We start from the raw sequence: 12,196 nt of genomic DNA on the forward strand, positions 1-12,196 counted from the left end.
TTCCGCGCGGGCCTCGGCGACGCGCGGTCTTTGAGACTGGAAGCAAAAGCCGCCTCCGGGGGGCGGCCCCGGAGGCGGGAGATCAGGCGCCGTCCTCGTGCCAGGTGCGGCCGTCGCGTTCGATCAGGGCGATGGCGGCCGACGGTCCCCAGGTACCGGACCGATAGGCCTTCGGCCCGTCGGGGGCCTGCGCCCAGGCCTCCAGGATCGGGTCGATCCAGCGCCAGGCCTGCTCGACCTCGTCGCGGCGCATGAACAGGGTCTGGTTGCCGCGCACGACGTCCATGATCAGGCGCTCGTAGGCATCGGGGTTCCGGACCGCGAAGGCCTCCGCAAAACTCATGTCGAGCGGCACGCGGCGCAGGCGCATGCCGCCGGGGCCGGGATCCTTGATCATCAGGTGCAGCTTGACGCCCTCGTCGGGCTGCAGGCGGATGACCAGCTCGTTGCGCGCGATCGGGCCGGCGCCGTCGCCGAAGATCGAGAACGGGATCGGCCGGAACGAGATCACGATTTCCGAGCAGCGCTGCGCCAGCCGCTTGCCGGAGCGCAGGTAGAACGGCGTGCCGGCCCAGCGCCAGTTGCCGATCTCGGCCTTGAGCGCGACGAAGGTTTCCGTCCGGCTCTCGGGCTTGCCGATCTCCTCCAGGTAGCCGGCGGCCGGACCGCCCTCCGAGGCGCCGGCCGTGTACTGGCCGCGCACGGTCAGATGATCGACGTTGGACTCGTCGATCGGCTTCAGTGCCTTCAGCACCTTGAGCTTCTCGTCGCGCACCGAATTGGCGTCGAGGCTCGACGGCGGCTCCATGGCGACCAGACAGAGCAACTGCAGAATGTGATTTTGAACCATGTCGCGCAGCGCGCCGGCCGTGTCGTAGTAGCCGCCGCGGCCTTCGACGCCGAGCGACTCCGCGACCGTGATCTGCACATGGTCGATATGGGCGGCGTTCCAGATCGGCTCGAACAGCGCATTGGCGAAACGCAGCGCCATCAGGTTCTGCACCGTCTCCTTGCCGAGATAGTGGTCGATGCGGAAGATCGACTGCTCGGGGAAGACCGCGCCGACCGCCTTGTTGACGACGTTGGCCGACTTCAGGTTCTTGCCGACCGGCTTCTCGACCACGACGCGGGCCTTGTCGGTGACGAGGCCCGCGGCGCCGAGCCGCTGGCAGATGCCGCCGAACAGATCGGGGCTCGTCGCCAGATAGAAGACGCGGATGCGGTCCGGCTCGAGGTTCAGGAGCTTGCCGAGGTCGGCCCAGCCGCTGTCGCCGAGCGCATCGACCGCGACATAGTCGAGCCGGTCGAGGAAGTGCTCGAGCGCCTGCGGATCGCGCTCGGCCTCCTTGACATGCGCCTCGATCGCGGTGCGGGCGAAGGCGCGGTATTCCTCGCGCGTCATGTGGGCGCGGGCGACGCCGATGATGCGGGTCGGGCCCTCGATCTGGCCGACCACGTCGCGCTGGAACAGCGCCGGCAGCAGCTTGCGCCGGACGAGATCGCCGGTTCCGCCGAAGGCGACGAAATCGAAGGTCTCGACCGAGATGATGCGACTGACCATGCGTACCTCCGGTTCGGGGGCCGGTCGGTCGCCCAGGACGTCAGGCCCGGCGACCGGATGCGATCGGGAAAGGGCCGCTCAGCTCGAGCCGCCCTCGTGATGTTCGTCGAGAAAGGCGGCGACCTCGTCGCGGCGCGGCAGGTCGGCGCCGAGGCGGGTGCAGGTGATGGCGGCGGCGGCGGTGCCGAAACGGGCGATGTGGCTCATGGTCTCGAAGCGTCACCTTGCGGATGCGCTCCTTGGACAAAAGGCCCATCTCGTCGAGGCGGGTCAGCACGGCGGCCTGGAACGTGTCGCCGGCGCCGACCGTGTCGGTGACTTCAACTGCGAACGACGGCACGAACACGCTCTCGCCGTCGACCGCGACGGCGACGCCGCGGCCGCCGTCGGTCACGAAGGCGACCGCCGGGCCTTCGGTCGACCAGCGGCGCGCGACCTCCTCGGCGTCGGCATCGTCGCCCTCGATCCAGGCGACGTCCTCGGCGCTCGCCTTCACGATATCGGCATGGGCGCGCATGGTGGCGAAGCGCTCGAGCCAGAGCGTCCGGTCGGCGATGATCGAGGCGCGTACGTTGGGATCGAGCGCGACGACCCGGCTCGCCGAGACCTGCTTCAGGAACGAGAACAGCGTGGTCGCGGTCGGCTCCAGCGCGAGCGAGATCGAGCCGAAATGCACCGCCTTGATCGCCGGATCGAGCGCGGCCGGCAGATCCGCCTCGGTCATCGAGCGATCGGCGGCGCCGGCGGCGTAGAAGGAATAGGCCGGATGGCCGGCACCGTCGAAGGCGACGAAGGCAAGCGTCGTCTGCGCGCCGGGCGCGCGGACGACGAAGCGGGTGTCGATGCCCTCGCGGACCATGAAATCGTGCAGCGCCTCGCCGAAATAATCGGTCGAGAGCTTGGTCAGATAGGCGACCGAGCGGCCGAGCCGCGACAGGCCGAGCGCGACGTTGAGCGGCGAACCGCCGTAGACGGGCAGGAACGCCTGACCGGCCCCGACCGGGGTGCCGATCATGTCGAACAGTGCTTCGCCGGCCGCCAGAATCATCGTCGTCCTCCGCTGGCCCCGTTCTGTCGCGGGGCATTGGGCGGTTCCTCGGTGCGAGGCCCGCGCACCTCAAGAATTCGCAATTTCTTTCAAGCGCGACTGTGATTGCAGAAACCACGATCATCGCGCTCCGTCAAGAGCGACAGCGCGGGCGCGCCGTCGCTCCTGGTACGTCGCCAGGATATCAGGTGTCGTCGGATCCGATCACCTCACGTGTCCGCCACCGTCCGGGCGCCACGCGCGGCCCCGGCTTCTCGGCGAGGCGGCTTATCGGATCGCCTCGTCGGGCCGGACGACGCCCTTGCGCAGGATCAGATTGCCATAGAGACGGCGCTCGGTCGTGGCCACGATCGCATAGGCGCCGCGCACGCGGTCATAGAAGGCATCGCCGTGCAACGGCTCGACGCCGAAGCCCGGTTCGCGGCGGGCGACGACGGCCTCGAAGTCGTCAAAGATCGGCTCGCGCCGGTCCGGCGCGCCGCGAATGCCGGGCCGGAAGGCGGCATGGTCGACGAAATCGTCGAGCGGCATGACCGAGAGGATCGCGTCGGCGATCCGCACCGCGTCGAGCCCATCGGCGCGGACCAGCCGGCTCGCATGGGCGTCGGCCGGGTAGTTGCCGTCGACGATGGCGATCTCGTCGCCGTGACCCATGGCCCGCAGGACCGACAAGAGATCGGGGCCGAGGACGGGGTCGATCCCCTTCAACATCAGGGTGTCTCCTTGAACAGCACTTCGCGATCGACCGCGAAATTGGCCAGAAGCGGCAGGCAGCCGGCGCCGATCTCGCGGGCACGGGCGCCGATCGAGCCGGGCAGCACCGAGACCGGCGACAGGCCCTGGCGATCGAAGCGGTCGAGCGCGGCGGCGACGGCCTCGACGAGTCGGTCGCGCACGCGCGCCGGGAAGGCGCCGTCGAGGACCACGGCCTGGACGTCGAGCACGGCAGTCGCGGCCGTCACCGTGAAGGCGAGGCTCTGCGCGGCCTCGGCGATCCAGGCCTCGAGTTCGGCCTCGGCCTCCTCCCAGGCGTCCGGATCCTCCCAGAGCCAGCCGGTCGTCCGGCCGGCGGCGGTCAGGCGCTCCTCGAGCTTGTAGAGCGAGGCGGTGCGGATCAGCTGCTGGACGCCGCCGGCGCCGTCGGGCACCGGCATCGAGCCGAGCGCGGCGGCATTGCCGGCGCGGCCCGGCACCAGCGTGCCGTTGAGAACGAGACCGCCGCCGGCAAAGGAGCCGATGAACAGATAGAGGAAATCGAGCACGCCGCCGTGCTCGCCGAACACGAGTTCGGCCGCGCAAGCCGCCGTCGCATCGTTGCAGACGTAGACGGGCCGGCCGAGCGTCTCGGCGAGATCGGCGCGCAGGTCGGTGCGGCGCCAGACCTCCAGCGCGCCGGGCGGACTGCCGACTTCGTAAGCCCAGTTCCAGAGCTCGTGCGGGGTGCCGATGCCGAGGCCGACGACGCGGTCGAGCTGGGCCTCGGTCAGGGTCGCATCCATGCGCGCGACGCTGTCGCGGGCGAAGGCGATCAGGCGCTCGGGCAATGGATAAGCATAGGTCGTGTGGGCGCGCTGGACGAGCTTGCCGTCGAAGCCGACCAGCACGAGATCGGCCGACCGGCGGCCGACCTTGAGGCCGTAGGCATAGGCGCCTTCCGGATTGAGCGAGAACGGCACCGACGGCTGGCCGACCCGGCCGCGCATCGGTTCTTCCTTGCGCAGGAGCCCGTCGGCCTCGAGCTGGTTGACGATCACGGTCGCGGTCTGCGGCGACAGGCCGGTCAGGCGGGCCAGCTCGGCCTTCGGCAGCGCACGGTGCCGCCTGACCAGCGACAGGACCAGCCGCTCGTTGTAGAGGCGCACGCCGCTCTGACTGGTGCCACGGACGGGATCGCCCGGTCGGAACCGTCCCTCGCCGGACGGGCCGCTCGCCATGCTCATGGGTCCGACTTCCTCCCTCGCCACCCGTTCTCGACCTCGTCCGCGAACTTAGCGGGTGGCCGGCGGATCGGTCGATCTCTCAAGGAGCATGATCCGGGTTACCCCTTGGGTCAATAGTAAATCAGATGGATTTATTTATTGACAGGCACGAGGGGCCGTGGCACCCCTAGATGCGATCGAAGGTGGCGCAACCCGCGACCGACGACACGAGAAGGGCTCTCGAAATGCTCTTCCAAGAGGCGAGAAGCCCGCCATATCCAGGGAGGAATTCGATGATTTCCGCGACCAACGCGCTCCGTGGCGCGCTTCTCGGCGCTGCCGCGCTCGTCGTTCTCGGCGCCGGCTCGGCCAACGCCGCCGGCGTGAGCGCCTGCCTGATCACCAAGACCGACACCAATCCCTTCTTCGTCAAGATGAAGGAAGGCGCGACCGCCAAGGCCAAGGAACTCGGCGTCGAGCTCAAGGCCTATGCCGGCAAGATCGACGGCGACAGCGAGAGCCAGGTCGCCGCGATCGAGAGCTGCATCGCCGACGGCGCCAAGGGCATCCTGATCACCGCCTCGGACACCAAGGGCATCGTCCCGTCGGTCAAGAAGGCGCGTGACGCTGGCCTGCTCGTCATCGCGCTCGACACGCCCCTCGATCCGGCCAATTCCGCCGACGCCACCTTCGCCACCGACAACCTGCTCGCCGGCAAGCTGATCGGCCAGTGGGCCGCGGCCACCCTCGGTGACAAGGCGAAGTCGGCCAAGGTCGGCTTCCTCGACCTGACGCCGTCGCAGCCGACCGTCGACGTGCTGCGCGACCAGGGCTTCATGATCGGCTTCGGCATCGACCCGAAGGATCCGAACAAGATCGGCGACGAGACCGATCCGCGCATCGTCGGTCACGACGTGACCAACGGCAACGAGGAGGGCGGCCGCAAGGCTATGGAGAACCTCCTCCAGAAGGATCCGGACATCAACGTCATCCACACGATCAACGAGCCGGCAGCGGTCGGCGCCTATCAGGCGCTCAAGGCCGTCGGCAAGGAAAAGGACGTGCTGATCGTGTCGGTCGACGGCGGCTGCCCGGGCGTGAAGGCCGTGCAGGCGGGCCAGATCGGCGCCACCTCGCAGCAGTATCCGCTGCTGATGGCCTCGCTCGGCATCGAGGCGATCAAGAAGTGGGCCGACAGCAAGGTCAAGCCGGAGCCGACCCCGGGCAAGACCTTCTTCGACACGGGCGTGAACCTCGTGACCGATAAGCCGGCGAAGGGCGTCGAGTCGATCGACGTCAAGACCGGCCTCGCCAAGTGCTGGGGCTGATCCGGCACCACCGCACCGCCTGAACGGTACGTTGCATCTCCTCCGGCGCAGTCTCATGCTGCGCCGGAGACGAGAAGGCCGTGCAATCGGCCCCGCCCGGGAGGACCATCCATGAGCCAGGCGCAAGAATTCGAGAAGGTGATCGAGAAGAGCGACAAGACCGTCGCCTCCTTCGAGACGCACCGCTCGCCGCTCCGGCGCATCCAGCATTTCCTGCATTCGACGCCGTCGGCGATCCCGCTGATCGTGCTGGTCGTCGCGATCGCGGTGTTTGGCCTCCTCAAGGGCGAACGCTTCTTCTCGTCCTACACGCTGACGCTGATCTTGCAGCAGATCGCCGTGGTCGGCATTCTCGGCGCCGCGCAGACGCTGGTGATCCTGACCGCCGGCATCGACCTGTCGATCGGCGTGATCATGGTCATCTCGTCGGTGATCATGGGCAATTGCGTGCTGACCTACGGCCTGCCGGCGCCGCTGGCGATCGCGATCGGCCTCGGGGTCGGCGCCTTCTGCGGCGCGCTCAACGGCGTGCTCGTCGCCTACATGAAGCTGCCGCCGTTCATCGTGACGCTCGGCACCTGGAATATCGTCATGGCGACGAACTTCATCTATTCCGCCAACAACACGCTGCGCGAGGCCGACATCGCCGCCGCCACGCCGTGGCTGCACGTGTTCGGCACCAGCTTCAAGGTCGGATCGGCGGTGCTGACACTCGGCGTCCTCGGCATGGTCGTGCTGATCCTGACGCTCTGGTACGTGCTGCACCAGACCGCCTGGGGCCGGCATCTCTACGCGGTCGGCGACGACCCGAACGCGGCCGAACTGTCGGGCGTCCGGGTCAATCGCATGCTCGTATCGGTCTATGCGCTGGCCGGCCTGATCGCCGCCTTCGCCGCCTGGGTCTCGATCGGCCGCAACGGCTCGATCTCGCCCTCGGCCGCGGTGACCGACTACAACCTGCAGGCCATTACGGCCGCGGTGATCGGCGGCATCTCGCTGTTCGGCGGGCGCGGCTCGATCCTCGGCACGCTGTTCGGCACGTTGATCGTCGGCGTCGTGTCGATGGGCCTCAACATGCTCGGCGCCGACCCGCAGTGGAAAGTGTTCCTGACCGGTGTCCTGATCATCTCGGCGGTGGCCGTCGATCAGTGGATCAGAAAGGTGAGCGCGTGATGACTGCGACCCCGATCCTCTCCGCCCGCGGTCTCGTCAAGCGCTACGGCCGCGTGACCGCCCTCGACCATTGCGACTTCGACCTGATGCCCGGCGAGATCCTCGCCGTGATCGGCGACAACGGCGCCGGCAAGTCGTCGCTGATCCGCGCGCTGTCCGGCGCGATGACGCCGGACGAGGGCGTCATCGAGCTCGACGGCCAGCCGGTGAAGTTCGCCTCGCCGCTCGAGGCGCGCGGTGCCGGCATCGAGACCGTCTACCAGAACCTCGCGCTGTCGCCGGCGCTGTCGATCGTCGACAACATGTTCCTCGGCCGCGAACTGAGGAAGCCGGGTCCGCTCGGACAGTACCTGCGCATGCTCGATCGTCCGGCCATGCGCAAGTTCGCCCGCGACAAGCTCAACGAGCTCGGCCTGATGACGATCCAGAACATCGATCAGGCGGTCGAGACGCTGTCGGGCGGCCAGCGCCAGGGCGTCGCCGTGGCACGCGCCGCGGCGTTCGGCTCGCGCGTCGTGATCCTCGACGAGCCGACGGCCGCGCTCGGCGTCAAGGAGAGCCGGCGCGTGCTCGAACTGATCCAGGACGTCAAGCGGCGCGGGCTGCCGATCGTGCTGATCAGCCACAACATGCCGCATGTGTTCGAACTGGCCGACCGGATCCACATCCATCGGCTCGGCAAGCGGCTCTGCATCGTCGACCCGAAGAAGATCTCGATGTCGGACGCCGTCGCCATGATGACGGGCGCCCTGGCGCCGCCGAGCGAGGCGCTGGCGGCCTGACGCCGGCGGCTCGTCACAACCATCGCGATTCTTCTTTCCTATTTTCCCGTCCCCTGTTTAACTGGTCATTAATATCAGTTCTCCGGGGGGCGGGGACATGGTCCGGGTGAGGAAAGCGGCCCGACTGCTGGCGATCTCGTTGACGATCGTCACGAGCGGATGCAGTGCGGACAGTTTCGACAAGCGTTATGGCATCAAGCCCACGCTCGACGCCGCCGATGTCAAAGCAGCCACACAGAACAAGACCGGCGTTCTGCTCGCGCTCGCCGAAGACGCAGGCGTCGGTTATCCGACCTTTACGCGTGACTATTATCTGATCGCCGAAGCGGGCTTCAATTACATCGACGATCAGTGCAACGCCTATTTCGACCAGCTGTTCTACCTAGACCGCAAGCGGGAGGCGCTGAAGAGCGGCGTGGCCTCCTTCGGACAGACCACCAACGCGATCCTGCAACTGACCGGCGCCAGCAAGCTGTCGATCGGCGTCGTCGCCCAGGCCTTCGGTCTCGCCTACAACATGACCGACGTCGTGACCGGCACGTACCTCTACCAGCTGCCGCCCGCGACCACGCAGAGCTTCGTCAAGCAGCTTCAGACCGTGTTCCGCAAGGATCTCGCCAGCCGGCCGGGTGATATTTCCAACCCGACCTCGGCGTATCACGCGATCCAGCAGTATCTCGACCTCTGCCTGCCGCCGACGATCGAGGCCAATATCGTCAAGCACTTGAGCTCGGCAACGGTGGTTTCAACCGGTACCGGAACCGGCGTCACCGTGATGAGCGCCACGACGCCGGCGACCGTGCCGGCGACGGAGCAGCCTCCGCGGACCAACACGGCACAGGTCACGGTTTCGGTCGCATCGAACGCGGATCTCCAGAGCCAATACGACGGCCTGTGCAAACGGGTCCGCGCGGTGCAGGCCCGGCTCTCGCGGTATCAGGCCGACCCGAATCCGCCCGCCAACAACGCAGTGCTCATCGCCAGTGCCGAGAAGGCGCTGACCACGCTCACGGCCGCGCAATCCGCGTTGCAGACACGCTCGACGGCGAAGCTCGTCTGCCACTGACGATCGGCGCCTCATCGAACACGACGATGTCTTCGCCAAGAGGGGGATCCCGCCATGCCAGGGCAATGGATGGGTAGATCCGATATCGACGTACTAGGCGACCCGGATGGTGGCGACAAGATTTTCGCGCTGCCGGCCGGCACGGCGGTCACGATCATCGTCGACGCCGGCGAAGCGGTCGACGGCGACGGCGTCACCTTCGTCGAGATCCTGACCGGCGACGGTCTCGCCGGCTGGGTGCCGCGGGCGGCACTGGTGCTCGCGCCGGATCCGCTCGGCGGGTCGTCCTCGACGGGCACGAACACAACGGGCGGGGCAGCAGGAGGCGCCACCGGCGGAGGGACGGGAGGCGGCCAGACCGGCGGCGCCCAGACCGGCGGCACCCAGACCGGTGCCGGTCCGTTCCGGGCACTGGTCGCCGGCGGCTCGTTCTCGTCCGACCCGTACGACCGCAAGGTTCCGGTCGCGATCCGCTGCAACAATGCCGGCGCGATCAACGCGAGCGACTGGATCAAGGCCCTGCCCGGCTACATCGCTCGGGCCGAGACCACGCCCGGCAACAAGACCGCAATCTTCTCGGCACCGGAATATGGCGTCGCCGCCTGGTGGCTGCTGCTTCAGCGCTATGCAGGCAAGGGCGTGACGACGCTGCAGGACATCATCGACACCTATGGCGGCGGGCAGAACTATTCCGAGTATGTCGGGTTCGTCGCGAAGAAGACCGGCTTTGCGCTCACCAAGCCAATCCCGCTCAAGGGCGGCGACGCCGATCTGCTCGCCTTTGCCAAGGCCATGTTCCATTACGAGGCGGGCCGCGCCACGCCGCTGCTCGACGCCCAGATCCTCTATGGCTTCGCGCTCGGCCGCGGCGAGACGGGCGCGCCGCCGGCGGTCGCCACCGGCCGCGGCTGCGAGAAGACCGAGACGCAACCGGTCTGGACGGAGATCGTGGTTCCGCCGCCGGCGCCGACGGGCACCTTGCCGGACACGCGGTCGATGGATGGCGTCAAGGCCTTGCAGGCCATCCTGATCCGCCTCGGCTACCTCGATCCGCCGGCCGATGGCGCGTTCGGCCGGGTGTCGCGCTGGGCGCTCCGGACTTTCGCGGCCGATCGCGGGCTGTCGCTGACCCTGCCGGGGGGCGATCTCGATCCGAGCACGAACCTGATCGACGCTCCGCTCGCGGCGGCTCTCGCGGCAGCGCAGCCGCTGCCGCTCGTCCCGGGCACCGATCTCGCGGGGCTGATCGTCAAGGCCATGCTCAAGAGCGGCTACTGGATCGCGCGGCATCCGAGCTGCGTGAACATCGTCTATGTCGAGGGCATGGGCCTCGACGAAAAGCCGAACGACAATCGCAACAACGCCTTCAACGACCTCCGAATCGTGTTCCGGGTCGGCGCCGACGGCGTGCCGCGCATCGAGGGCAAATGGGACGGCACCACGGAGCCGGGCAAGCACTTCACCGATGAGCCCATGGATCCCGGCGGGGCTTTCCACATCAAGTTCCAGCAGTACAAGGCCTGGTGCCACGGCACCCATCATGGCCACGAGGCGCTGGTGCAGGTCGGCGACATCGAGGGTTATCGCGACCCGCACAAGACCTACAAACGGGACTACACCTACCCCGTCCACGGCTCCGGCTTCGGCGTGAACCAGCACTGGGGCTATGATCTGCCGGTCAACGACCTGAAGAACTCCAGCGCCGGCTGCCTGGTCGGGCGCACGACCGCCGGCCATCGCGCCTTCATGGCGCTGGTCAAGGCCGATGCACGTTTCGTCGCCTCGCCGACCTACCGGTTCATGACCGCGATCATGCCGGCAGGTGATCTGAAGCCCACGTCATAGCTGCGCAAACTCGGGGCGGAGCGCCGCATAGAGCCGGCGGAACCGGGCGACGCGCGGCGCATAGGCATCGCGCAGTGCCGGATCGGGCCGGATCTCGGCCTCGACCGGCGGCCGCAGGCAGACCGATTCCGGCGGCTCGCCGGTCGCCGCCAGCCGGGCGAGCATGGCCGCGCCGAAGGCCGGGCCCTTGTCGCCGCCGGCGAGTTTCAGGACCGGGCGGTCGAGCACCGCGGCGATCATCTCCAGCCACAGCCGGCTGCGCGCGCCGCCGCCGACCGCCGCGACCGCGCCGATCTCGGTGCCGCCGCCGACGAGCGCATCGCGCGCGTCCGCGAAGGTGAAGGCGACGCCCTCCATCACCGCACGGGCGATGTCGAGCGCATCGGTCGCGGCCGAAAGGCCGAAGAACACGCCGCGCGCGTGCGGATCGTCGTGCGGTGTCCGTTCGCCGGTCAGGTAGGGCAGAAACGTGACCGGTGACGGGCCGGTCGCGCGGGCCTCGACCGCGGCGACGAGATCGCCGACCGGGCGGCCGAGCACGTCCGCCGCCCAGGCGAGCGCCGAGGCGCCGTTCAGCATCGCCGCCATCTGGAACCAGCGGCCGGGCAATGCATGCGCGAAGGCATGGACCAGCGCGGCGACATTCGGCCGATAGGACGCGGTCGAGGCAAACAACTGCGCCGAGGTGCCGAGCGACAGGATAGTGTCGCCCTCGTCGATCGCCCCGACGCCGAGCGCGCCGGCGGCCGCGTCGCCGGCACCGCCGGCGACCGGAATGCCGGCGTCGAGACCCCAACGCCTGGCAATCTCGGGGCTGAGGCGACCGGAGACGGCCGAACCTTCGACGATCCGCGGCAGCTTGCTTCGCGCCAGGCCGACGGCGGCCAGCGCCGCCTCGTCCCAATCGCGGCGTGCCTCGTCGAGCAGCCAGGCGCCGGCGGCGTCGCACGGGTCGGTCGCGTGCTCGCCGGTCAGTTTCAGGCGGATGTAATCCTTGGGCAGGACCAGCATCGACAGCCGGTCGAGGCTCGCCGGTTCGTGACGGGCGAGCCAGAGCAGTTTCGGCGCGACGAAGCCGGCCATCGGCTTGACGCCGAGACGCAGGGCGAGATCGGGGCGGGTGGCGGCGAGATCCGCCGCGTCCGTATGGGCGCGACCATCGTTCCAGAGGATGGCGGGACGCAGCGGCCGGTCGTCGGCGCCGAGCAGCACGGCGCCGTGCATCTGGCCGGAGAGGCCGATGCCGCCGACGCGGGCAAAGGCACCGGGTGCGGCGTTGGCGAGACGGGCGACCGCGGCCTCGACCGCGAGCCACCAGGCGTCCGGATCCTGCTCGGACCATAGCGGCTCGGGATGCGCGATCGCCAGCGGCTCGGCCGCCTCGGCCAGCGCGTGGCCGTCTGCATCGACGACCAGGGCCTTGACCGCCGAGGTGCCGATATCGATTCCGAGCCAGGTCCGTTCCGCCACTTCA

Annotated in this window: 10 protein-coding genes; 5 read left to right on the forward strand and 5 right to left on the reverse strand. The window is 68.6% G+C overall.

Translation table 11 applies throughout. The features are described from left to right. Positions 1–82 precede the first annotated feature (82 nt). The 4 genes from zwf to ABS361_14740 form a co-directional block, all read right to left on the reverse strand. Entirely contained in the window at positions 83–1,561 is a 1,479-nt protein-coding gene (zwf, locus tag ABS361_14725; protein XBY43341.1) for a glucose-6-phosphate dehydrogenase, read from the reverse strand. Positions 1,562–1,601: 40 nt separating this feature from the next. Beyond that, entirely contained in the window at positions 1,602–2,609 is a 1,008-nt protein-coding gene (locus ABS361_14730) for a carbohydrate kinase (protein XBY43342.1), read from the reverse strand. Positions 2,610–2,876: 267 nt separating this feature from the next. Continuing rightward, complete coding sequence (locus tag ABS361_14735; protein XBY43343.1) at positions 2,877–3,320, reverse strand: RbsD/FucU domain-containing protein; 444 nt, start codon at positions 3,318–3,320, stop codon at positions 2,877–2,879. Next, positions 3,320–4,549, reverse strand: coding sequence for an ROK family transcriptional regulator (locus ABS361_14740; GenBank protein XBY43344.1), 1,230 nt, complete (start codon positions 4,547–4,549; stop codon positions 3,320–3,322). Before ABS361_14740 ends, ABS361_14735 begins: the two co-directional genes overlap by 1 nt. Positions 4,550–4,821: 272 nt before the next feature. Between ABS361_14740 and ABS361_14745 the strand changes: the two genes are divergently transcribed. The 5 genes from ABS361_14745 (at position 4,822) to ABS361_14765 (ending at position 10,722) form a co-directional block, all read left to right on the forward strand. Beyond that, a complete protein-coding gene (locus tag ABS361_14745; protein XBY43345.1) occupies positions 4,822–5,856 on the forward strand; it encodes a sugar ABC transporter substrate-binding protein in 1,035 nt (344 codons plus the stop codon). A gap of 111 nt (positions 5,857–5,967) precedes the next feature. Beyond that, positions 5,968–7,029, forward strand: coding sequence for an ABC transporter permease (locus ABS361_14750; GenBank protein ID XBY43346.1), 1,062 nt, complete (start codon positions 5,968–5,970; stop codon positions 7,027–7,029). Further along, on the forward strand, positions 7,029–7,811 hold the full coding sequence (locus ABS361_14755) for an ATP-binding cassette domain-containing protein (protein XBY43347.1): 783 nt from the start codon (positions 7,029–7,031) through the stop codon (positions 7,809–7,811). Before ABS361_14750 ends, ABS361_14755 begins: the two co-directional genes overlap by 1 nt. Before the next feature lie 139 nt (positions 7,812–7,950). Further along, a complete protein-coding gene (locus ABS361_14760; GenBank protein ID XBY43348.1) occupies positions 7,951–8,877 on the forward strand; it encodes a hypothetical protein in 927 nt (308 codons plus the stop codon). 69 nt (positions 8,878–8,946) lie between these two features. Continuing rightward, positions 8,947–10,722, forward strand: coding sequence for a peptidoglycan-binding domain-containing protein (locus ABS361_14765; protein XBY43349.1), 1,776 nt, complete (start codon positions 8,947–8,949; stop codon positions 10,720–10,722). Here ABS361_14765 and xylB read toward each other — a convergent pair. Next, positions 10,717–12,192 (reverse strand): xylulokinase, encoded by a 1,476-nt coding sequence (xylB, locus tag ABS361_14770; GenBank protein XBY43350.1) that lies wholly within the window; start codon positions 12,190–12,192, stop codon positions 10,717–10,719. The genes ABS361_14765 and xylB overlap by 6 nt on opposite strands. Between the last annotated feature and the right edge of the window lie 4 nt (positions 12,193–12,196).

This window comes from Ancalomicrobiaceae bacterium S20 (assembly GCA_040269895.1).
Lineage (GTDB): Bacteria > Pseudomonadota > Alphaproteobacteria > Rhizobiales > Ancalomicrobiaceae > Methyloraptor > Methyloraptor flagellatus.